Below are 21,156 nucleotides of genomic sequence, written 5' to 3'. Positions count from 1 at the left end.
TGGCATTGCCATGCTGTCGCACTAGGCAATAATTGCCGAGCGGGATATTGATTAACGCAACGGAAACGTATGTGGCGCGTTGAGCTTTCGCGCTTTCGCGCCGAATTGAGCTAGGACCGAGGGAAGCCGCCATGCGCTACGATGATTTCCGCCGCAGCGACGACATCGAGGATCGTCGCGACGATGGTGGCGGCGGCGGTGGAGGAGGCGGGTTCGGCCTCCCCATGGGCGGCGGCGGGCTTGGGATCGGTACCATCATCGTGCTCGGCCTGGTCGGCTACGCCTTCGGCATCGATCCGCGCATCCTGATCGGCGGCGCCGAGATACTCACCGGCGGCGGCCAGGCGCCGTCCTACCAGACCGATCGCCAATCGTCGTCCAACGGCAAGCGCGGCGCGCCGACAGACGAGATGGGCAGCATGATCTCCGGCATCCTCGGCGAGATCGACGATCGCTGGAGCGAGATCTTCCAGGCCTCCGGCCAGTCCTTTACCGGTCCAAAGGTCGTGCTGTTCCGCAACGTCACCAATGGCGGGCGCTGCGGCCGGGCGGAGTCGGCGATGGGACCGTTCTATTGTCCGCCCGACAGGACCATCTTCCTCGACACCGGTTTCTTCCGAGAGGTCGAGACGCGTTTTCGCGGCTGCTCCGGCAAGTCGGCCTGTAACTTCACCACCGCCTACATCATCGCCCATGAGGCCGGCCATCACATCCAGAACCTGCTCGGCATCATTCCGCGCGTGACGCGGCTGCAGCAGCAGGCCGGCAGCAAGGCGGAGGCCAATGCGCTGCAGGTGAAGGTCGAATTGCAGGCCGACTGCCTGTCCGGTGTCTGGGTCAATCGCGAGGCGAAGAAGCGGCCGAACTTCCTGGAGCCGGGCGACATCGACGCCGCACTCACCACGGCGAGCGCGATCGGCGACGACACGCTGCAGCGCCAGTCCACAGGCCGCGTCGTGCCCGATTCCTTCACCCACGGCTCGGCGGCGCAACGCAAACAATGGTTCATGACCGGCTACCAGCAGGGCACCGTCCAGGCCTGCAACACGTTTGGGGGCGGACAGTAGGGGTTATCCGTCATCCTGAGGTGCTCGCCAATTGGCGAGCCTCGAAGGATGGCGAGCCCGTGGCCCATCCTTCGAGGGCGCAAGAGCGCGCACCTCAGGATGACGTCAGTGGTCTGTGAAGAAGGTGCGTTGCAATGACCTCCATCGACGAAACAAAACAGTTCGTCCCGCTCAACATCGCGGTGCTCACCGTGTCGGACACGCGCGCGCTGGCGGATGATAAATCCGGCCAGACCCTGGCCGACCGTCTCACCGCTGCCGGCCATCATCTCGCCGCGCGCGAGATCGTCACCGATGACGTCGAGGCGATCCGCACCGTCATCCGCCGCTGGATTGCGGACGCAGGTGTCGACGTCGTCATCACCACCGGCGGCACCGGTTTCACCGGGCGCGACGTCACGCCGGAGGCGATCGAGCCCTTGTTCGAGAAGCGCATGGACGGTTTCTCGATCTCATTCCACATGCTGAGCCACGCCAAGATCGGAACGTCGACGATCCAGAGCCGCGCCACGGCCGGCGTCGCGGGCGCAACCTACATCTTCTGCCTCCCAGGTTCGCCCGGTGCCTGCCGCGACGGCTGGGACGGCATTCTCAAAGCCCAACTCGACTACCGCACCCGCCCCTGCAATTTCGTCGAGATCATGCCACGGCTGGACGAGCATCTGCGCCGGCCGAAGGCCCAGGGCGCGACGGTGTAGTTGGACATTTCTTCTCCGCTCATGTCGGCCGAAGCTTTAGCGAAGGCGGATGCGGGGAAGGTGGCATAGGCCGCCTTCGGCCGCCCGTCCTTAAAGAATGCCGAAGCGAAGCTTGGGTATCTATCGGCACGGAGTGCTCGGAGACATACCCCTCGCCCTAGTGAGTGTGCGTCTGGCAGCATCGCTGCCCTCTCCCACAAGGGGCGAGGGCGCATACATGCGCCTCTCGCTCGTTGCGAGAGTTCTACAGATCCCGCTCCCACGTTTCCCCAAGCAGATCCTGCCCGAAGCTGTGATGCGGCTCGCTCTTCACGAGCTTGAAGCCTGCGCTTTGATAGATGCCACGCGCGGCGACCAGGATGCTTTGCGTCCACAGCGTCATCTTGCTGTAGCCCCTCTCGCGCGCACCCTGGATGCATTGGTCGACCAGCGCGCGGCCGACACCGAGTCCCCGCGCTTTCTTTTCCACCTGCAACAGGCGCAGCTTGGCGATCTGGTCCGTGGCCTTGACCAGAAAGATAGAGCCGACCGGCTCTCCGCCCACTTCCGCAATCCAGCAGTGCTCGCGGGCGGCGTCATAGTTCTTGATGAACTGTGCGCAGATCTCGGCGACCAGGGCCTCGTAGCTGATATCCCAGTTGTAGTCGGCCGCATAGGCGGCGGCCTGCCGGGAGATGACCCAGCCCATGTCGCCGACGCGATGGCTGCGCAGCATGAAAGCCGCGGGGTGGCTTCGATGCTCCAGCACGGCCTCGATGGTCGCCATAGCCTGCGTGAGCCGCGTTGCATCGCTGGTCGAAAGCTGAGCCAGCATTGCGGCGACCTCATTTTGCGAGCCCAGGTTCAGCTTGGCAAAGGCCTGGCGCCCCTTGGCGGTGAGGCTGAGCTGGTATTGCCTGCGATCCGCGGGCAGGGCCCTGCGGGTGATCAGGCCCTTTTCGTCGAAGCTTTGCACGATCCGGCTGAGATAGCCGGGGTCGAGGCCAAGCTCGTTGCCGATCTCCTTGGCGGCAAGGTCGTCCCGTTGCGCGAGCTCGTAGAGCACGCGGGCCTCGCTGAGCGAGAACGGGCTCTTGCCAAGGTGCTGGTCGAGCACGCCAAGCTTGCGGGTGTAGAAGCGGTTGAAGGCGCGGACCGCTGCGATGTGGTCGTCGGTAGGATTGAACGACATGGGTCACCTCCGATATTTGCCATTGTCAAATAATTATTTGACCTTGGCAAGTATCGACGTGCCTCAGCCGACCATGACGATCCGGCTGCGCAGCAAGATCCGCGACGAGCGGCCGAGCCGCCGGAGCAGCCGTGCCTCGGAGTGGCGGGCTTGGGGCGGGTAGCCGCCAATGCGGTCGTAGTGATCACGCGCGATCAAAAGTCCCTGATCGCCGAAGGGACCGACGAGCTTGCGCATCAGGGCCCGGAGGATGTGGCGGAAGCCGGCATCGCCGTAGGGCGAGCGCGCATAGCGGAAGACGGCCGCACGATCCCGGCCGCTGGTCGAGACGGACTGGATGAACTGGGTGGTTTCCTCGATCCAGCCGGTTTCCAGCACGGCGCCCGCGGGCAGGAACATCAGCCAGGACGAACGGGCCTGGAGTGCGCCGGCGGCGAGCGCGGCGCCTTGAGTGGATCCTTCGAAGCCGATGAAACGGCAGCCCGCGACGTCGGCAACGCGCTCGATGACGCCATTGCGGGTGCCGTCGACCAGGAGCACTTCCCGGATGACGCCTGCGGCGGCACCGGGTACCAGCGCGGCCAGAGTTGCGACGGCCGTCTGCTCGACGCCTTCGGTCGGAATGATGACGCTCAGCATGATGGAAGCTTCACTGTCCACACTTCGGGAGAAGCGTAGCTCATTATGAGGGCGTCATAAAACATGGCGCTGCCGAGTGCAACTTTCCGGCCGCGCCTCGGCAGACGATGGTAAACCGCTGCAGCCCTCGCATCCAAATATGTCCCGTACGGGGCGGCGATATTGCCGAATGTGTCGCCCCAGCCTGTCCTGTCCGTATTAATCCGGAGGTGAGCCGCAATATTGCGCGGCGCGCCGGCCGTTCGCGATCATGCAAGAGGAGGATGCGATAGCGGACGAGCGCGAGGACGGGAAAACGTGCAACCACGCTGCTGACGAGGGCTTCGAATGAACGCCGGTCAACTCGCTGTTCGCAGCACCGCCGCACAATGTCGTGCAATCATCAGTTCCTCATTCGTTGGAATGACGAAGACATCGACTGCGCTATCGCCATCGTTGATGCGCTCGCGCGCCGCATCATTCGCAGCGGCATCGATGCGCACGCCGAGCCAGTCGAGACGCTCACCGATCGCGCTGCGGATTTCGCTGGCATGCTCGCCGATGCCGCCGGTGAAGACCAGGCAGTCTAGCCCTGCAAGCGTTGTCGCCATCGCCGCCACCTCCTGCGCGGCGCGGAAGGTGAAGAGCTCGACCGCCTCCCGCGCCGCAGCTTCGCGGCTCGCAAGCAGCATGCGCATATCCGACGCGATGCCGGAGACGCCGAGCAGGCCCGATTCGTGGTAGAGCAGGTGCTGGACATCTTCGACCGACATCTTCTCGTGCTGTTGCAGATAGAGCAGCACGCCCGGGTCGAGCCTGCCGCAGCGCGTGCCCATCACCAGCCCGTCGAGCGGCGTCAGTCCCATCGTGGTGTCGATGCTGCGGCCGTCGCGCAAGCCGCACAGGCTCGCGCCGTTGCCGAGATGCGCGATCACAGTGCGCTTCGCCACGAGCTGCGGCGCGATTCGGGCGAGCCGTCCCGCGACATATTCGAACGAGAGGCCATGAAATCCGTAGCGCCGGATGCCGCGCTCTTCATAACGTCGCGGAATGGCGAAGCGGCTGGCGGGCGGCGCAATGCCGTGGTGGAAAGCGGTATCGAAGCAGGCGATCTGCGTCAGGTCGGGCCTGATCGCCGTGATAGTGCGGACCGGAGCCAGGCAGCGCGGCTGGTGCAGGGGCGCCAGCGGCGTCAGCGCTTGCAGCTTTGCGGTGACATCCTCCGTCAGCTCGACCGGAGCGGAATAGTCCGGACCGCCATGGACGACGCGATGGCCGACGGCGCGCAAGCGATGGTCGCCGAAACGATCCTCGATGAAGCCGAGCACGTCGGCGAACAGATGATCGCTGGCCGCATCCGATGCTTCCCTCCGTTTCTCGAACAGGTCTTCGCCCGCGGGACTCTTCACGACGAGCCGCGGCTTCGTCTCGTGCTCGTCAAGCAGGCCCTTGCAGAGCAGGGCGGGCTCGGCCGCCGAGATATCGAACAGGCCGAATTTGATGCTCGACGATCCCGAGTTGAGAACGAGAACCGTGTTCGACATGGCTCCCCTCAGTCGCCTGCCTCTGCCGGCGTGTTGCCGCCGGCGCTGTTCTGCCAGACCCATTCCTGGATTTCCGGCATGTCCTCGCCGTATTCGCGCACATAGCGCGAATGCTCGATCAGCTTGTCGCGGAATTGCTGCTTCACCTGCGCCGCCCTGGTCGCGAGCCCCGGCACGCGCTCGATCGCCTCGATCGCGAGGTGATAGCGGTCGAGCTCGTTGAGCACGACCATGTCGAACGGCGTCGTCGTGGTGCCTTCCTCGGCAAAGCCGCGGACGTGCATGCCGGCGTGGTTGGTGCGGTTATAGGTCAACCGGTGGATCAGATAAGGATAGCCGTGATAGGCGAAGATCACCGGCTTGTCGCGCGTGAACAGGCCGTCGAAGTCGCGGTCGGACAAGCCGTGCGGGTGCTGCTCCCTGGGTTGCAGCGTCATGAGGTCGACGACGTTGACGACGCGGATCTTCAGCTCGGGCAGCGCCTTGCGCAGCAGGTCGACGGCAGCGAGCGTTTCCAGTGTCGGCACGTCGCCGGCGCAGGCCATCACGACATCGGGCTCGCCATTCGCATCTTCCGTGCCGGCCCAGCTCCAGATGCCGATGCCGGCGGCGCAATGCGTGGCTGCCTCCTGCATCGACAGCCATTGCGGCGCCGGCTGCTTGCCAGCGACGATGACGTTGATGCGGTCATAGGTGCGCAGGCAGTGATCGGCGATCCACAGCAGCGTGTTGGCATCCGGCGGGAAGTAGATGCGGACGATGTCGGCCTTCTTGTTGGCGACGAGATCGACGAAACCGGGATCCTGATGGCTGAAGCCGTTGTGGTCCTGACGCCAGACATGCGAGGTGAGCAGATAGTTGAGCGAGGCGATCGGTCGCCGCCACGGCAGATGCCGGGTCACCTTCAGCCATTTGGCGTGCTGGTTGAACATGGAATCCACGATGTGGATGAACGCCTCGTAGCAGGAGAAGAAGCCGTGCCGGCCCGTGAGCAGGTAACCCTCTAACCAGCCCTGGCAGAGATGCTCGCTCAGGACTTCCATCACGCGTCCGTCCTGGGCGAGATGCACGTCGTAAGGTTTTGTCGGCTCCATCCAGACGCGTTCGGTGGCCTCGAACACCGCATCGAGCCGGTTCGACGCAGTCTCGTCCGGGCCCATGATGCGGAAGTTGCGGGCATCGGCGTTGAGGCGGATGACGTCGCGCAGGAATTTCCCGAGCTCGCGGGTTGCCTCCGCCACGACGCCGCCCGGCTGCGCTACTTCGACGGCGAAACTGCGGAAGTCCGGCAGCTTCAGCTCCTTCTTCAGAAGGCCGCCATTGGCGTGCGGATTGGCGCCCATGCGGCGATTGGCTTCGGGCGCGAGCGCCTGGAGCTCGGCAATGAGCGCGCCGTTCGCGTCGAACAGCTTTTCCGGCTCGTAGCTGCGCATCCAGTCTTCGAGAATCTTCAGATGCGCCGGGTTCTCGCGACAGTTCGCGACGGGCACCTGATGCGCCCGCCAAAAGCCCTCCACCTTCTTGCCGTCGACTTCCTTGGGGCCGGTCCAGCCCTTCGGGCTGCGCAGCACGATCATCGGCCAGCGCGGGCGTTCGACGCTCTTGCGGCCGTCGCGGGCGTGCTGCTGGATCGACCGGATGCTGACGAGCGCGACGTCGAGCGCGTCTGCCATGGCCCGGTGCATCAATTTGGGATCGTCGCCCTCGACGAACAGCGGCTCGTGGCCGAGCCCGCGGAAGAGATCGCGGATCTCGTCGTCGCGCATCCGGCCGAGCACGGTCGGATTGGCAATCTTGTAACCGTTGAGATGCAGGATCGGCAGCACCGCGCCGTCATGCGCAGGATTGAGGAATTTGTTGGAGTGCCAGGACGCGGCGAGCGGGCCGGTCTCGGCCTCGCCGTCACCGACGACACAGGCGACGATCAGGTCGGGATTGTCGAAGGCCGCGCCATAGGCATGCACCAGCGCGTAACCGAGCTCACCGCCTTCGTGGATCGAGCCCGGCGTTTCCGGCGCCGCGTGACTCGGGATGCCGCCGGGGAAGGAGAATTGCCTGAACAGCTTGCGCAACCCCTCGGTATCGCGCGCGATATCGGGATAGAGCTCGCTGTAGCTGCCTTCGAGATAGGTGTTGGCGACCATGCCGGGGCCGCCGTGCCCGGGACCGCAGACATAGATCACGTTCAGGTCCAGCGCGCGGATGACGCGGTTGAGATGGGCATAAATGAAGTTCAAACCGGGCGTCGTGCCCCAATGGCCGAGCAAACGCGGCTTGATGTGCTCGGGCCGTAAGGGCTCGCGCAGCAGCGGATTGTCGAGGAGATAGATTTGCCCGACGGAGAGATAGTTCGCGGCGCGCCAATAGCGGTCGAGCAGTTCGAGGTTGCTGCTCGCTGCGGCCAATTGTTGTTGATTTGTCATGTTCTTGCCGACCTTCACCCAACGATCGTCATCAACCATGTTCCGCGACGATCGATCCCTCCCGTGATCAAACGGAATCGTGGTCACGCTGGTGTTGCGTGAAGTCAAAAACCCCCGCCCGAAATTTGGGCAGCTCTACTGTGCATGGGGTTGTTTTCACGTTTTTTGTTTGTGTTCTTGATTTGTTCCTTTGACATGCTATCTTGGCTTCATGAGTCCAGCATCCTCTCATGCTCTCAAGCACCCGCCGGTCACGGCGCCCTCCGAGCCGGCGGGTGCGCCTTCTGACTTCCCTGAGCTGGCGGTCGCCATCGACCGCCAGCGCAGGCGAGGCCGGGGCGCGCAGTCCAACGCCAGCGGCCGGTTTGAGGCCGAGGCGCGCGTCGCATTCGACGATGGCTGGCAGAGCCTTGAAGAACTGCCCCCGTTCAAGACCACGGTCGGGATCGACACCTCGCGCAAGGTGATCACCCGCAACGAATCTCCCGACATCGGCTTCGATCGTTCGATCAATCCCTACCGCGGTTGCGAGCACGGCTGCGTCTATTGCTTCGCGCGGCCGACGCATGCCTATCTCGGCCTGTCGCCGGGGCTCGACTTTGAGTCGAAGCTGTTCGTGAAGCCCGAGGCGCCGGCGTTGCTCGAGAAGGAGCTTGCGGCGCCGGGCTACGAGCCGCGGATGATCGCGATCGGCACCAACACCGATCCCTATCAGCCGATCGAGCGCGAGCGCAAAATCATGCGCGGCATTCTGGAGGTGCTGGAGCGCGCCGGCCATCCCGTCGGGATCGTCACCAAGTCGGCGCTGGTCGTGCGCGACATCGACATTCTCGCGCGAATGGCCAAACGCAACCTCGCCAAGGTCGGGATCTCCGTGACCTCGCTCGATCCGAAACTAGCGCGCACCATGGAGCCGCGGGCGTCCACGCCGCCGAAGCGGCTGGAGGCACTGAAGCAGCTTTCCGAGGCTGGCATTCCGACCACCGTCATGGTCGCGCCCGTGATCCCCGCGCTGAACGATTCCGAGATCGAGCGCATCCTGGATGCCGCCGCCCATGCCGGCGTCAAGGAGGCCTCCTACGTGTTGCTGCGGTTGCCGCTCGAGGTGCGCGATCTCTTTCGGGAATGGCTGATGGCGAACTATCCGGACCGGTATCGCCACGTCTTCACGCTGATCCGCGACATGCGCGGCGGCCGTGACTACGATGCGAAATGGGGCGAGCGCATGAAGGGCACCGGCCCGATGGCCTGGACCATCGGCCGCCGCTTCGAGATCGCTTGCGACAGGCTCGGGCTGAACAAACGGCGCGCCAAGCTGACGACGGATCATTTTGCCAAGCCGAAGCGGAACGGCGATCAGCTCAGCCTGTTCTGAGGGACGAAGTGAGAGAGGCGTCTATGAGTAAGGAACCGCCAGCTCCTATCCCGCGGCTGACCGTCATCACGCTGGGCGTGAACGACATCCGCGCCAGCATTGCCTTTTACGACGCGCTCGGTTTCTCGCGCCGGCTCAAGGTAACCGGCGAGACCGTTGCGTTCTATGACACCGGCGGTCCGGTGCTCGCGTTGTTTCCCTGGGATCAACTCGCGGTCGACGCCAAATTGCCTGATCATCCGAGGCCATCGACGTTCCGCGGCATGACGCTCGCCTGGAATTGCCGCGCGCGTGAGGAGGTGGATGCGGTGCTGGTCTTCGCCGTCAGCAAGGGAGCCGCGTTGCTGAAGGCAGCACATGAGACCGACTACGGCGGCTATTCCGGCTATTTCGCCGATCCTGACGGCCATCCCTGGGAGGTCGTGGTCGCGCCCGGCATCGACGTCGGCGAGGACCGGCGGGTGCATCTGGCGGAATAGGGCGGCTGGCTTGAATAACGGGAATTGTTCGAGGTTCCCGATTGCGCAGGCCATGCCGCTTGCGCACGATCCCGGCCATGATTCGGGATCAATCCGCCAAGAAGCCGGCCAAAGGCGCGCCCAAAAAGGCTGCGCCTAAGAACGAGAAGGCTGCGCCTGAGAACAAGAAAGCTGCGCCCAAAAAAATCGCCAAGGCGCTGGCCGGCACAAAGAGCGCCATCATCGTTGCCCCAAGCTTCCGCCGTGAGCGCGCGCTGATCAAGTGCGGCGTTTGGCCGGTAGCGGGCTGCGATGAGGCGGGCCGGGGGCCACTGGCCGGTCCGGTGGTGGCGGCGGCGGTGATTCTCGATCCCGACCGCATCCCGCGCGGCATCGACGATTCCAAGCGCCTGACGGCCGAGGAGCGCGAAAGGCTGTTCGGCAAGATCTGCGCGACCGCCCAGGTCTCGGTGGCCGTCGCCTCGCGCTCCCGCATCGACCGCGACAACATCCTGCGCGCCTCGCTGTGGGCGCTGAAGCGCGCCGTGGTGGCGCTGCCCCAGCAGCCGCGGCACGTCTTCGTCGACGGCCGCGACCGGCTCGACACGGAATGCGATTGCGAGGCCGTGATCGGCGGCGACGGCATCGTCCTGTCGATCGCAGCGGCCTCGATCATCGCCAAGGTAACGCGGGACCGCCTGATGTGCGCGTTGGCGCAGGACTGTCCCGGCTACGGTTTCGAGCAGCATAAGGGCTACGCCGTGCCCGAGCACCTCGACGCGCTCAACCGCCTCGGTCCCACCGTCCACCACCGCAGCTTCTTCGCCCCCGTCGCCGCCGCACGCGCCAAGCACATGCCCTGGACGGTCGAGCCGGCGCAGGATCTGTTTGCGGTGACCGAGATCCAGCTGCAGGTGGACGCGAGCCTGGAAGTCGACGCGTCGGCAAATCTCTAGACGAGACTCAGTTGCCACGACGCGTCACGCCCTTTATCAAAACAGTCGTGAGCGAATAGGGCCGGCTTCACGGGTTGGCTGCATCTTTCGGACGTTACATGCGGTTTACCTCCCTGGTCATCGAGCTCATTCGCGCGCGGCCGCGGCTGATCGTCTGGATCGCCGTGCTGCTCCAGGCCGCGATGTGGCTGTTCGTGGCGCTCGTGTTTTATCGCAGCCCGCCCGGCAGTCTCGCGACCCTGCTGGCCTTCGGCCGCGAATACCAGGTCGGCACCGATCTCGGGCCGCCCTTGCCGGTCTGGCTCGCCGACATCGCCTATCGCGCTGCCGGCGGCCACCTGTTCGGTGTCTACGTGCTGGCCGAACTCTGCGGGATCGCGACGTTGATCACGCTCTATCATCTGTCCCGCGCGGTGGTCGGCCCCCAGCAGGCAGTGCTGGCCGTGCTGCTGACCATGACGCTGCTGGCCTTCTCCTCGCCCACACTCGACTTCGGCCCTCTGGTGCTGGCGCGACCGCTCTGGGCGCTGCTGCTGCTGCATTCCTGGCAGATCATCGGACAGCGCCGCGGCAACGCCTGGTTTGCCTGGTCGATCGAGGCCGGCCTCTTGCTGTTGACGACGCCGGCTGCGATCTTCCTGCTGCTGCTGATCGTCGTCTTCGCGCTCGCAACCGCGGACGGCCGCCGCACGTTGCGTGCCTTCGACCCGCTGTTTGCGCTGGTGGTCGTCGCCGTGCTGGCATTGCCCTATGCCGTCTGGCTGACGCGCGCCGAGGCGCTCGTCCTGCCGGCCCTGCCTGAGGTCGCCCAGCTCAATGCCCGTGCGCTGCACGCGGCCTGGCTGCTCGGGGGGCTCCTGCTCGGTGCGGCGGCGATCCCGGCGCTGACCGTCCTCAACACCGGCCTGTTCGTGCCCAAGAGCGAGGAGGCGCCGATCATCTACCGCCCGCCGGTCGAGCCGCTCGCACGTAATTTCGTCTATTTCTTCGCGCTGGCGCCGGCGCTCGGCGCGGTGCTGATCTCCGGCCTGCTGGGCCTCGACGCCGTCGTCGGCGGCGCCGGCGTCGTGCTGGTGTTGTCGGGGCTTGCCGTGGTCGTGGGGGCCGGCGATCTCATCGCGATGCGCCGCGCGAGGATGCTGCGGATGGTCTGGGCGGCTGCCGTCGTGGCGCCCGCAATCGGCGTCGTGCTCGCCGTCCTGCTGCTGCCGTGGACCGGTGCCAACGAGATCGCGACCTCGATGCCGGCCCGCGCGATTTCGGACTTCTTCGACGAGAGCTTTGCCCGCCGCACCAATCATCGCCTGCGCGCGGTCGCCGGCGAGACCCAGCTTGCGAGCTTGATCACGCTGCATTCCGGCCGGCCGCATCTCTTCATCGATGCCGAGCCCGCGCGTACACCCTGGATCAATCAGGCCAAATTCAGCGAGACCGGCGGCGTCGTGGTCTGGCGCGCTTCCGATACCGCCGGCACGCCGCCGCCGGACATCCTCGCGCGCTTTCCCGGCATCGTGCCGGAAGTCCCGCGCGCCTTCGAATGGCTGGTGACCGGACGCCAGCAACTCCTGCGCATCGGCTGGGCCATCGTGCGGCCGAAGGGGACTTAGTTGCTCGCTCTTTCGGTGGTCATTGCGAGGAGCCCTTGCGACGAAGCAATCCACAGCCCCTCCGCGGAAAGATTCTGGATTGCTTCGCTGCGCCCGCAATGACGGCGAAAGGCTGTACGGCCCCTCACGCCTCCGCCAGCACCTTCGCGATCGCGCGCAGATCCTGCCAGGCCAGCCGCTTGTACGACGGCGAGCGCAACAGATAGGCGGGATGGAAGGTCGGCAGCGCGCGAATGGTGCGCCCGCCCGTCTCGTAGTCGAACCAGCGGCCGCGGGTACGCATGATGCCTTCGCGGGTCGACAGCAGCGTCTGCGTCGAGGGATTGCCGAGTGTCACCAGCACCTCCGGATTCACCAGCTCGATCTGGCGCTGGATGAACGGCAGGCAGATTTGCGTCTCCTGCGGCGTCGGCGTGCGGTTGCCGGGCGGCCGCCAGGGAATCACGTTGGCGATGTAGGCCGTGGTGCGGTTGAGGCCTATGGCTCCTATCATCAAATCGAGCAGCTTGCCGCTGCGCCCGACGAAGGGCAGCCCCTCGATGTCCTCGTCGCGGCCCGGTGCCTCGCCGACGAACATGATGCGTGCCTGCGGATTGCCGTCGGCGAAAACCAAACGTGTCGCCGTGTGCTTCAGCGCGCAGCCGTCAAAGCTCTGCATCAGCTCGCGCAGCGCCTCCAAGCTTGGCGCGGTGCGTGCGGCCTCGCGCGCCGAGGCGATCGCGATGTCGGGCGCAGGTGCCGCCTCGCCGCGCATCACCGCGGGCGCGGCGACCGGCCGTGGGGCCTCGACTGGAGGTGGCGCGCGCGGGGCCGGAGGTGGAACATCCAATTCCGCCAGGCGGTCGATCGGTTCCTCCGCGAGCGTGCAATCGACTCCGGCCTCCAGATAGAAGGCGAGCAGCTCTCGGACCGTGGGTGCGGGTTCTGGGATCATCGGAAAGTCTGACTATTAGTCCAGTTTGGGGCGCCTTGCACCCCGGCGAAACGCATTTCCGAGGTTGTCCTACCCGGAAAAATCGGAAACAAGAGGGCGCAATCGACCAAGGACCGTCTCAAGGGCTGAGATCAGATGAGCACCGAAGAACTTCCCCCGCGCGAATCCATGGAATTCGACGTCGTCATCGTCGGCGCCGGTCCCTCGGGCCTGGCTGCGGCGATCCGGCTGAAGCAGATCAATGCCGATCTCAATGTCGTGGTGGTGGAGAAGGGCTCCGAGGTCGGTGCGCATATTCTCTCCGGCGCCGTGATCGATCCGGCCGGGCTCGACAAGCTGATCCCGGACTGGCGCGAGGATTCCGATTGTCCGCTCAAGACGCAGGTCAAGGACGACCGCTTCTTCTGGTTCACCGAGACCAGCGCGATCAAGCTGCCGAACTTCATCATGCCGCCGCTGATGGACAATCATCACTGCTATATCGGCTCGCTCGGCAATGTCTGCCGCTGGCTGGCGCGCAAAGCGGAAGCGCTAGGCGTCGAGATCTATCCCGGTTTTGCCGCGGCCGAAGTGCTCTATGACGACAATGGCGCGGTGCGCGGCATCGCCACCGGCGACATGGGGATCGGCCGGGACGGCAAGCCGAAGGACTCCTTTACCCGTGGCATGGAATTGCTCGGCAAGTACACGCTGTTCGCCGAAGGTGCGCGCGGCAGCCTGACCAAGCAGCTGATCTCGAAATACGCGCTCGACACCAAAAGTGAGCCGCCGAAATTTGGCATCGGGCTCAAGGAAGTCTGGCAGATCGATCCGGCCAAGCATCAGAAGGGCCTCGTGCAGCACGCGGTTGGCTGGCCCTTGAACAACAACACCGGCGGCGGCCTGTTCTTCTACCATTATGACGAGAACCTGGTGTCGATCGGTTTCGTCGTTCATCTCAACTACAACGACCCCTATTTGTCGCCATTCGACGAATTCCAGCGCGTCAAGAACCATCCGGCCGTCCGCGCGACGCTTGAAGGCGGCAAGCGGCTGGCTTACGGCGCGCGCGCCATCACCGAAGGCGGGTACCAGTCGGTGCCGCGGCTGAGCTTCCCGGGCGGTGCGCTAATCGGCTGCGCGGCCGGCTTCGTCAACGTGCCCCGGATCAAGGGCGTGCACAATGCCATGGGCACCGGCATGCTCGCGGCCGAACATGTTAACGTGGCTCTCGCTGCGGGCCGCGCCAATGATGAGCTGGTCGAATACGAGAACGGTTGGCGCGATTCCGTCGTCGGTAAGGACCTCTATCCTGTCCGCAATGCCAAGCCGTTGTTGTCGAAGTTCGGCACCTTCATCGGCGCCGGGCTCGGCATCTTCGACATGTGGTGCAACACGCTGTTCGGCGGCTCGCTATTTGGCACCCAGTCGCACGCGAAGCCCGATCGCGCGACGCTCGATCCGGCCAAGACCCACGCGCCGAGAACCTACCCGAAGCCGGACGGCAAGATTTCCTTCGACAAGCTCTCGTCGGTGTTCCTGTCCAATACCAATCATGAGGAGGACCAGCCGGTCCATCTCAAGGTCACGGACATGAACCTCCAGAAGACCTCCGAGCACGACGTGTTTGCCGGTCCCTCGAATCGCTATTGCCCGGCCGGCGTCTATGAGTGGATCGAGGAAGGTTCGGGCCCGCGCTTCCAGATCAATGCCCAGAACTGCGTTCACTGCAAAACCTGCGACGTGAAGGACCCCAACGGCAACATCACCTGGGTTCCCCCGGAGGGCGGCGGCGGTCCGAACTACGAGGCCATGTAGGCTGGGGTCAGCAAGTCACGATCCATGTGACCGAGGCCAATGTGACCAGAGTTGCGTGATCTTCGCCCTGTGACGCACGTTCGCGTGAGAACCCGGCCGCGGTCCCCGTGGTCACGATAAGGCCATACTGGCGGCGTCTTGGGGCGCTCTTGACGGGTCACTTGGCCGATTTGTGCCGTGCGGAGGGGATCGCCCGGCCCGAATCCTTGCGGTGAAGCGCCAAAAGCGGCATTGTCGGCCTGACGGTTCCGGGTCCCCATGCCACCGGCCGCGTTCGCTTGCGATACGGCCTTCTGCAAACCCAGGCACTACCAACTCAAGGCGAGCCCCGATGCTTTCAAATCGTTTCAACCGTTGGACTGTTGCCGCCATTGCCCTCATGGGCTCAGCGATGGCGACGGTCCCCGGCGCGGTCCGGGCGCAGACGCCGGACCATCCGTCCGACACGGCGGCGCAGTTTCCGACCCGAAACGATCTGAAGGCGCTGACCACCTCCGGCAGCTATCTCGCCGCCCGCCACGCCAGCGTCGAGCGCGACGCGGCCTCCGCCGCTGCATTCTATCGCTCGGCCCTGCGCACCGACCCCAAGAACAACGAGCTGCTCGACCGCGCCTTCATCTCCTCGGTCGCCGACGGTGACATCGACGAGGCTGTCAAGCTCGCCGAGCGCATCCTGACCATCGACAAGACCAACCGCGTTGCACGGCTCGTCGTTGGCGTGCACGATCTCAAGTTCAAGAAGTACGCGACCGCGCAGACCAACATCAACCAGTCGATCCGCGGTCCGATCACCGATCTCGTCGCCACGCTGCTGTCGGGCTGGGCCGCCTATGGTGCGGGGGATGCCAAGGGCGGCGTCGCCACCATCGACAAGCTGGCCGGTCCTGAATGGTATCCGCTGTTCAAGGATCTCCATGCCGGCATGATCCTCGAACTCGCCGGCAAGGAGAAAGACGCTGGCACCCGGTTCGAGCGTGCCTACAAGCTCGACGATTCCATGTTGCGTGTCACCGAGGCCTATGCGCGCTGGCTATCTCGCAACAAGGACTCGGCCGCCGCGACCACGGTCTACCAGGCTTTCGACAAGAAGCTCGCCCGCCATCCGCTGATCGTGGAAGGGTTGCGCGACACCAAGGCCGGCAAGAAGATGCCGCCGCTGGTCGATAGCGCGCAAGCCGGCGCCGCAGAAGCACTCTACGGCATCGGCGCCACACTGACCCGCCGCGGCGGCGAGGATCTGGCGCTGGTCTACCTCCAGCTCTCGCTCTACCTGCAGCCCACCCATCCCCTGGCGCTGCTCTCGCTCGCCGATCTCTATGAATCGGTGAAGCGGCCGCAGATGGCGATCAAGGTCTACGAGCGGGTGCCGTCGTCCTCTCCACTCAAGCGCAACGCCCAAATCCAGCTCGCCATCGATCTGGATTCCGCCGACCGCACCGACGAGGCGATCAAGATCCTCAAGGGCGTCACCACTGAGGATCCCAAGGATCTCGAAGCCATCATGGCGCTCGGCAACATCGAGCGCGGCCGCAAGAAGTTCGGCGAATGCGGCGCGACCTATTCGCAAGGCGTCGACGTGCTGCCGGCCGGCAACGATAAGGCCAACAGCGTCTGGTATTATTATCGCGGCATCTGCGAGGAGCGCTCCAAGCAGTGGGGCAAGGCCGAAGCCGACATGAAGAAGGCGCTCGAGCTGCAACCCGACCAGCCGCACGTCCTCAACTATCTCGGCTATTCCTGGATCGACCAGGGCATCAATCTCGACGAAGGCATGAAGATGATCAAGCGGGCAGTCGAGCAGCGCCCGGATGACGGCTACATCGTCGACTCCCTTGGCTGGGCCTATTACCGCATCGGCAATTACGAGGACGCGGTGAAGAACCTCGAGCGCGCCATTGATCTCAAGCCCGAGGATCCCACTATCAACGATCACCTTGGCGACGCCTATTGGCGCGTCGGCCGCACGCTGGAAGCCAAGTTCCAGTGGGCCCACGCCCGCGATCTCAAGCCCGAAGCGGATGAGCTTCCGAAGATCGAGGCCAAGATTGCAAACGGTATGACCGACGACAATTCGAACTCCTCGGCTGCGCAGGCGGAGAAGGAGAAGAAGAAGGACGACGGCAAGGGCGGCTGAGTGAGTTGAAGTTGGGGGCGTGTCGTCAATGCCGGCGTTGATTGAAGAAGGGCGCGCGAAGGTCAATCTGAGCCTTCGCGTGGTCGGCCGTCGTGCCGACGGCTATCATGATCTCGAAAGCGTGGTCGCCTTTGCCGACTGCGCCGACCGGCTCACGCTGGAGCCCGGCGGCGAGCTGAAGCTCACCACGACGGGGCCGCTCGCCGCGGCCTGCGGCAATATGGCCGACAACCTCGTGTTCAAGGCGGCCAAGCTCCTGGCCGAAGCCGTCCCGAACCTGAAGCTGGGCGCCTTCGCGCTCGACAAGGTGCTCCCGGTCGCCGCCGGCATCGGCGGCGGCTCGGCCGACGCCGCGGCGGCGCTGCGGTTGCTGGCGCGCCTCAACGATCTGTCGCTCGACGACGCCCGCCTCCAGAAGGTTGCGCTTGCGACCGGCGCCGACGTGCCGGTGTGTCTGTTCTCGCGCGCCTGCGACATGACCGGTGTCGGCGAGCAGCTGCTGCCCTTGATGCTGCCGAGCATGCCCTGCGTGATGGTCAATCCACGCGTGCCGGTCGCGACAAAGGACGTGTTCCAGGAGCTGGGCCTGCGCAACGGCGAACTCCTGGTCGGCGCCACGTCCGTCTTCGACGGCCCGGCCTGGCCAGGCGAGGGCGCCTCCATCGCCGACTGGATCGATACTCTCGAGACCGTCGCCAATGATCTCGAAGCGCCTGCGATGCGCATCAAGCCGGTGATTGGCGACGTGCTGGAAGCCTTGCGTGGCTCCGCCGGCGTCAAGCTCGCCCGCATGTCCGGCTCGGGGGCGACGTGCTTTGCGATCTATGGCGCATCTGCCGAGGCGCATGCCGCCGCCGAGAATATCCGCAGGGATCATTCCGGCTGGTGGGTGCACTCGGGAACGCTGAGCTAGATCTGCAATGACGCGGATGTTGCGGAGCTAGCCCGCAGCGTCCTCGCCAAGCCCGAGAAACCGCCGGATCTCACCCAACACCTCCTGCGGCTTGTCATGCTGCAGCCAGTGTCCGGCCCCTGCAATGGTCTCGACGCGCGCCTGCGGAAAGTAGCGCTCCAGCCCCGCGGCCCTCGCGCCAGCCAGAAAGCTTTCGCCGGCATTCAAGAGCAGCGTCGGACAGGTGATGCGCGACCACAGCGCGATGTGATCGTCCGGCCAGAGCCGGTGCGGCGCAGAGGCGCGCTGGTAGGGATCGAACTTCCAGCTATAGGTGCCGTCCTCGTTCTGCCGCGCGCCGTGGGTGGCGAGATGCAGCGCGAGCTCGCGAGACAGCCGCTTGTTGTGAAGGACCATCTGCGCCGCCGCGTCTTCGAGGGTCGAATAGCGGCGCGGTGCGCGGTCGTGCAACTTGTCGAGCTGACCGACCCACTTGCCGATCCGCTCATGCACCGGCGGTTTTGGTGTATCCGGCAACATCGTCACGCCGTCGAGCACGACCAGCTTCGAGACCTGTTCGGGGAATGCCCCTGTAAAGATCAGGCTGACCATGCCGCCCATAGAATGGCCGATGAGAGTGACTTGAGGCGCCGCGATGGCACGGACGAGCTGGGCCAGATCGTACACATACTCCGTCAGCGCGTAGCTGCCGCCCCTGGTCCAGTCGGAATCGCCGTGACCGCGCAGGTCCGGTGCGAGCACGTGAAAATGCGGCTGCAGCGACCGGGCGATGACGTCCCAGCTCCGGCAGTGATCGCGGCCGCCGTGAACCAGGATGGCGACCGGCGCGCCGTCGTTGCCCCAGTCGGCATAGTGCAGCCGCAGGCCGTGAGACTCGTAAATGCGGCTTTGCGGGGCGGGCATGGTGGCGCTATCCATTCACGGGCCGCCGCGCCAGTGCGAGCGACAGGCCGAGCCCTGCGATGAAGACGCCGGAGCCCTGGGTGAGACGTCGCATCAGATGCGGGCGTCCGATCAACTGCGTACGTGTCGCGGAGGCCATCAGCACCACCACGATATCGGCGAGCGTGTTCAGCGTCACCGAGAGCGCGCCCAACGTGATGAATTGCAGTGTCGGGTTCGATCCCGCCGGGTCAAGGAACTGCGGAATGAAGGCGAGGAAGAAGGCGGCGGTCTTCGGGTTCAGCGCCTCGACCAGCACGCCGTCGCGAAAGGCGCGCTTGTCGCCGACGGGCTTGCTGTCGAATGACGGCGCGCGGCTGGCGCTGCGAAAAGTCCTGATGCCGAGCCAGACGAGATAAAGTGCGCCGACGAATTTCACGGCGGCAAACAGCTCGGCGCTGGCAAGAATGATCGCGGAGATGCCGAAGCTGCCCGCGACCACATGAACCAGCCCGCCGAGCGCGGTGCCCGCGGTCGATGCAAAACCGCTGCCGCGCCCTTCCGATAGGGTCCGTGCCGCGACGTAGAAAATGCCGGGGCCGGGAACGGCGGCGATGAGACAAGCGGCGGCCAGGAACAGCCAGAAATTCGTGTTGATCATCCTGCTTTGGTAGCGATGCTTGCCGCGATTGCAAGGCCCGTCGACTAAGGCCCGTCGTTCAGCCCATCCGGCGGAAGATCACGCTGGCATTCACCCCGCCGAAGCCGAACCCGTTCGAGATCGCGTGCTGCATCGGCATCGGTCGCGCCACACCGGCGACGATGTCGATGCCGTCAGCGGCGGGATCAGGGTTTTCGAGATTGAGCGTCGGCGGCGCGATCTGGTCGCGCAGGGCGAGCACGGTGAAGACCGCTTCGAGGCCACCGGCGGCGCCGAGCAGATGCCCGGTGGCCGATTTGGTCGCGCTCACCGCGATGCCGCGGTGGCGGCCGAACAGCGCCGCGATCGCGCCAAGCTCGCTCTCGTCGCCGGCCGGCGTCGAGGTCGCATGCGCATTCAGGTGCTGTAAATCCGCGGGCGCAAGCTTGGCCTGCCGGAGCGCGATCTCCATGGCGCGCCGGGCGCCGTCGCCGTCAGGCGGACCCGATGTCATGTGATAGGCGTCCGCGGTCGTACCGTATCCGACGATCTCCGCGATCGGCCTCGCGCCGCGCGCCAATGCATGCTCCAGCTCCTCGATCACCAGGATGCCGGCGCCTTCGCCCATGACAAAACCGTCGCGGTCGCGATCGAACGGGCGCGAGGCGCGGGCGTCATTGAATCCGCTCGACAGTGCGCGGGCCGCGGCAAAGCCGCCGAGGCTGACGATGTCGATGCAGGCTTCCGCGCCGCCGCAGATCGCCACATCAGTCTCGCCCGCGCGGATCATGCGCGCGGCATCGCCGATCGCCTGAACGCCGGCAGCGCAGGCCGTGACCGGTGTGCCCAGCGCTCCCTTGTAGCCGTATTTGATCGAGACGTGGCCGGCGGCGAGATTGGCGAGGAAGGAGGGGATCGTGAACGGCGACAGCCGGCGCGGGCCGCGCTGTTCGGTGATGCGCACCGCCTCCGCCATTGCCGGAAAACCGCCGACGCCGGAGGCGATGATCGTCGCAGTTCGTTCCTGCGCCGCCGCGTCCTGCGGCGTCCAACCGGCCTGCGCAACCGCTTCCGCGGTGGCGAGCAGCGCGAACAGGATGAAGCGGTCCATCTTGCGCTGGTCTTTCGGCGCGGCGGCCTGCGCGGGATCGAAGCCGCCCTCTGCGTCATCGGCCTTGTCGGGCACGAGGCCGGCAATACGTGCGGGCAGCGCCTGCGACCATTCCGGCAGCGGGCGCAGCCCGCTTTGGCCGGCCAGCAGCCGGCGCCACGAAAGTTCGACACCGCAGCCAAGCGGCGACACCGCGCCCATTCCCGTCACGACGATACGACGCATGTCAGTCTCCAGCCGGCGCGACGGCCGGGTTCATGGCTTTGAGCGAGGTCAGCCGTTTACGCATGACACGGCTGGCGCGGGGGCCTGCGACGACGACCGCATTGGTGAGCGTGATCGGCTGCATGTCGGCGGCATCGACCACGACCGGATTGAACGGACGACAATCGTGCCGGTTCGCGAGCAGGATCGCTTCGCCCATCGGTGCGAGATGCTTGTTGCCCCAAGCGAGCAGGGTTGCGACCACGGGGAAGAAGTCCCGGGCCTTGTCCGTCAGCACATATTCGTAGCGCGGCGGCCGTTCATTGTAGCGGCGACGGACGAACATGCCGCTTTCGGTGAGATGGGCCAACCGCCGCGACAGGATGTTCGGCGCGATCCCGAGGCTTTGCGAAAATTCGTCGAACCTCGTTGCGCCCTGGAATGCATCCCGCAGGATCAAAATGCTCCACCATTCGCCGACCGTCTCCACAGCGCGGCCGACCGGACATTCCTGAATGGAGGGGGATTTGGGCTGCATGAGGGGAACGTAGGAGAGTGGCTTGCAAAATGCAAGTTAGTAGGCGAACCGTTGGAACACTCCGACGGAGGTGTGCCGCAAGATGG

Annotated in this window: 18 protein-coding genes; 9 read left to right on the top strand and 9 right to left on the bottom strand. The window is 65.2% G+C overall.

Going from position 1 to position 21,156, the window contains the following annotated elements:
- Window positions 1-131 precede the first annotated feature (131 nt).
- A complete protein-coding gene (gene ypfJ, locus IVA93_RS28035; RefSeq protein ID WP_018454918.1) occupies window positions 132-1,067 on the top strand; it encodes a KPN_02809 family neutral zinc metallopeptidase in 936 nt (311 codons plus the stop codon).
- A gap of 134 nt (window positions 1,068-1,201) precedes the next feature.
- Window positions 1,202-1,765: a molybdenum cofactor biosynthesis protein B gene (gene moaB, locus IVA93_RS28030; protein ID WP_018454917.1), complete on the top strand. Its 564-nt coding sequence runs from the start codon at window positions 1,202-1,204 to the stop codon at window positions 1,763-1,765.
- A 244-nt stretch (window positions 1,766-2,009) separates the two neighbouring features.
- Here the strand turns inward: moaB and IVA93_RS28025 are convergent, their stop codons facing one another.
- From IVA93_RS28025 to IVA93_RS28010, 4 genes are all read right to left on the bottom strand, one after another.
- Window positions 2,010-2,936, bottom strand: coding sequence for a bifunctional helix-turn-helix transcriptional regulator/GNAT family N-acetyltransferase (locus tag IVA93_RS28025; RefSeq protein ID WP_018454916.1), 927 nt, complete (start codon window positions 2,934-2,936; stop codon window positions 2,010-2,012).
- A 63-nt stretch (window positions 2,937-2,999) separates the two neighbouring features.
- Entirely contained in the window at window positions 3,000-3,575 is a 576-nt protein-coding gene (locus tag IVA93_RS28020; RefSeq protein ID WP_247789277.1) for a glycosyltransferase family protein, read from the bottom strand.
- A 338-nt stretch (window positions 3,576-3,913) separates the two neighbouring features.
- Window positions 3,914-5,098, bottom strand: coding sequence for an acetate/propionate family kinase (locus IVA93_RS28015; RefSeq protein WP_018454914.1), 1,185 nt, complete (start codon window positions 5,096-5,098; stop codon window positions 3,914-3,916).
- An 8-nt stretch (window positions 5,099-5,106) separates the two neighbouring features.
- The gene (locus IVA93_RS28010) at window positions 5,107-7,521 is read right to left on the bottom strand and encodes a phosphoketolase family protein (protein WP_039799262.1); all 2,415 of its coding nucleotides are present in this window, start codon (window positions 7,519-7,521) and stop codon (window positions 5,107-5,109) included.
- 211 nt (window positions 7,522-7,732) lie between these two features.
- On the opposite strand from IVA93_RS28010, the gene IVA93_RS28005 reads away from it, so the two are divergent.
- The 4 genes from IVA93_RS28005 to IVA93_RS27990 all read left to right on the top strand — a co-directional run bounded on the left by IVA93_RS28005 (window position 7,733) and on the right by IVA93_RS27990 (window position 11,917).
- On the top strand, window positions 7,733-8,896 hold the full coding sequence (locus tag IVA93_RS28005) for a PA0069 family radical SAM protein (RefSeq protein WP_018454912.1): 1,164 nt from the start codon (window positions 7,733-7,735) through the stop codon (window positions 8,894-8,896).
- A 23-nt stretch (window positions 8,897-8,919) separates the two neighbouring features.
- Window positions 8,920-9,375: a VOC family protein gene (locus IVA93_RS28000; protein WP_018454911.1), complete on the top strand. Its 456-nt coding sequence runs from the start codon at window positions 8,920-8,922 to the stop codon at window positions 9,373-9,375.
- A gap of 77 nt (window positions 9,376-9,452) precedes the next feature.
- On the top strand, window positions 9,453-10,310 hold the full coding sequence (gene rnhB / locus IVA93_RS27995; protein WP_026232841.1) for a ribonuclease HII: 858 nt from the start codon (window positions 9,453-9,455) through the stop codon (window positions 10,308-10,310).
- 98 nt (window positions 10,311-10,408) lie between these two features.
- On the top strand, window positions 10,409-11,917 hold the full coding sequence (locus tag IVA93_RS27990) for a glycosyltransferase family 39 protein (protein ID WP_018454909.1): 1,509 nt from the start codon (window positions 10,409-10,411) through the stop codon (window positions 11,915-11,917).
- Between the two features lie 124 nt (window positions 11,918-12,041).
- Here the strand turns inward: IVA93_RS27990 and IVA93_RS27985 are convergent, their stop codons facing one another.
- Window positions 12,042-12,851, bottom strand: coding sequence for a uracil-DNA glycosylase (locus tag IVA93_RS27985; protein ID WP_018454908.1), 810 nt, complete (start codon window positions 12,849-12,851; stop codon window positions 12,042-12,044).
- 135 nt (window positions 12,852-12,986) lie between these two features.
- Between IVA93_RS27985 and IVA93_RS27980 the strand changes: the two genes are divergently transcribed.
- The 3 genes from IVA93_RS27980 to IVA93_RS27970 all read left to right on the top strand — a co-directional run bounded on the left by IVA93_RS27980 (window position 12,987) and on the right by IVA93_RS27970 (window position 17,695).
- The gene (locus IVA93_RS27980) at window positions 12,987-14,648 is read left to right on the top strand and encodes an electron transfer flavoprotein-ubiquinone oxidoreductase (protein WP_018454907.1); all 1,662 of its coding nucleotides are present in this window, start codon (window positions 12,987-12,989) and stop codon (window positions 14,646-14,648) included.
- 331 nt (window positions 14,649-14,979) lie between these two features.
- On the top strand, window positions 14,980-16,782 hold the full coding sequence (locus tag IVA93_RS27975) for a tetratricopeptide repeat protein (RefSeq protein ID WP_026232840.1): 1,803 nt from the start codon (window positions 14,980-14,982) through the stop codon (window positions 16,780-16,782).
- 28 nt (window positions 16,783-16,810) lie between these two features.
- Window positions 16,811-17,695 carry a 4-(cytidine 5'-diphospho)-2-C-methyl-D-erythritol kinase gene (locus IVA93_RS27970; protein WP_018454905.1) on the top strand — a complete coding sequence of 295 codons (885 nt, stop codon included), beginning with the start codon at window positions 16,811-16,813 and terminating at the stop codon, window positions 17,693-17,695.
- Window positions 17,696-17,722: 27 nt separating this feature from the next.
- On the opposite strand, the gene IVA93_RS27965 is transcribed toward IVA93_RS27970, so the two are convergent.
- From IVA93_RS27965 to IVA93_RS27950, 4 genes are read right to left on the bottom strand one after another with little or no spacing between them, the layout of a single operon-like run.
- Window positions 17,723-18,598 carry an alpha/beta fold hydrolase gene (locus IVA93_RS27965; protein ID WP_039799260.1) on the bottom strand — a complete coding sequence of 292 codons (876 nt, stop codon included), beginning with the start codon at window positions 18,596-18,598 and terminating at the stop codon, window positions 17,723-17,725.
- Between the two features lie 7 nt (window positions 18,599-18,605).
- On the bottom strand, window positions 18,606-19,238 hold the full coding sequence (locus IVA93_RS27960) for a LysE family translocator (protein ID WP_018454903.1): 633 nt from the start codon (window positions 19,236-19,238) through the stop codon (window positions 18,606-18,608).
- Between the two features lie 58 nt (window positions 19,239-19,296).
- Window positions 19,297-20,553: a beta-ketoacyl-ACP synthase II gene (gene fabF / locus IVA93_RS27955; protein ID WP_026232839.1), complete on the bottom strand. Its 1,257-nt coding sequence runs from the start codon at window positions 20,551-20,553 to the stop codon at window positions 19,297-19,299.
- Window position 20,554: 1 nt separating this feature from the next.
- Entirely contained in the window at window positions 20,555-21,070 is a 516-nt protein-coding gene (locus tag IVA93_RS27950) for a winged helix-turn-helix transcriptional regulator (protein ID WP_018454901.1), read from the bottom strand.
- Window positions 21,071-21,156: the final 86 nt, after the last annotated feature.

It is taken from the genome of Bradyrhizobium sp. 155 (assembly GCF_023101105.1).
Taxonomy (GTDB): Bacteria; Pseudomonadota; Alphaproteobacteria; order Rhizobiales; family Xanthobacteraceae; genus Bradyrhizobium; species Bradyrhizobium canariense_D.
The sequence above is the reverse complement of the archived record's forward strand: the minus strand, read 5'-3'. Positions and strand labels throughout refer to the sequence as shown.

Excerpts from the sequence above, each read along its gene's own strand:
- ypfJ (WP_018454918.1), top strand. The coding sequence starts at position 132 with ATGCGCTACGATGATTTCCGCCGCAGCGACGACATCGAGGATCGTCGC.
- moaB (WP_018454917.1), top strand. The coding sequence starts at position 1,202 with ATGACCTCCATCGACGAAACAAAACAGTTCGTCCCGCTCAACATCGCG.
- IVA93_RS28025 (WP_018454916.1), bottom strand. The coding sequence starts at position 2,936 with ATGTCGTTCAATCCTACCGACGACCACATCGCAGCGGTCCGCGCCTTC.
- IVA93_RS28020 (WP_247789277.1), bottom strand. The coding sequence starts at position 3,575 with ATGCTGAGCGTCATCATTCCGACCGAAGGCGTCGAGCAGACGGCCGTC.
- IVA93_RS28015 (WP_018454914.1), bottom strand. The coding sequence starts at position 5,098 with ATGTCGAACACGGTTCTCGTTCTCAACTCGGGATCGTCGAGCATCAAA.
- IVA93_RS28010 (WP_039799262.1), bottom strand. The coding sequence starts at position 7,521 with ATGACAAATCAACAACAATTGGCCGCAGCGAGCAGCAACCTCGAACTG.
- IVA93_RS28005 (WP_018454912.1), top strand. The coding sequence starts at position 7,733 with ATGAGTCCAGCATCCTCTCATGCTCTCAAGCACCCGCCGGTCACGGCG.
- IVA93_RS28000 (WP_018454911.1), top strand. The coding sequence starts at position 8,920 with ATGAGTAAGGAACCGCCAGCTCCTATCCCGCGGCTGACCGTCATCACG.
- rnhB (WP_026232841.1), top strand. The coding sequence starts at position 9,453 with ATGATTCGGGATCAATCCGCCAAGAAGCCGGCCAAAGGCGCGCCCAAA.
- IVA93_RS27990 (WP_018454909.1), top strand. The coding sequence starts at position 10,409 with ATGCGGTTTACCTCCCTGGTCATCGAGCTCATTCGCGCGCGGCCGCGG.
- IVA93_RS27985 (WP_018454908.1), bottom strand. The coding sequence starts at position 12,851 with ATGATCCCAGAACCCGCACCCACGGTCCGAGAGCTGCTCGCCTTCTAT.
- IVA93_RS27980 (WP_018454907.1), top strand. The coding sequence starts at position 12,987 with ATGAGCACCGAAGAACTTCCCCCGCGCGAATCCATGGAATTCGACGTC.
- IVA93_RS27975 (WP_026232840.1), top strand. The coding sequence starts at position 14,980 with ATGCTTTCAAATCGTTTCAACCGTTGGACTGTTGCCGCCATTGCCCTC.
- IVA93_RS27970 (WP_018454905.1), top strand. The coding sequence starts at position 16,811 with ATGCCGGCGTTGATTGAAGAAGGGCGCGCGAAGGTCAATCTGAGCCTT.
- IVA93_RS27965 (WP_039799260.1), bottom strand. The coding sequence starts at position 18,598 with ATGCCCGCCCCGCAAAGCCGCATTTACGAGTCTCACGGCCTGCGGCTG.
- IVA93_RS27960 (WP_018454903.1), bottom strand. The coding sequence starts at position 19,238 with ATGATCAACACGAATTTCTGGCTGTTCCTGGCCGCCGCTTGTCTCATC.
- fabF (WP_026232839.1), bottom strand. The coding sequence starts at position 20,553 with ATGCGTCGTATCGTCGTGACGGGAATGGGCGCGGTGTCGCCGCTTGGC.
- IVA93_RS27950 (WP_018454901.1), bottom strand. The coding sequence starts at position 21,070 with ATGCAGCCCAAATCCCCCTCCATTCAGGAATGTCCGGTCGGCCGCGCT.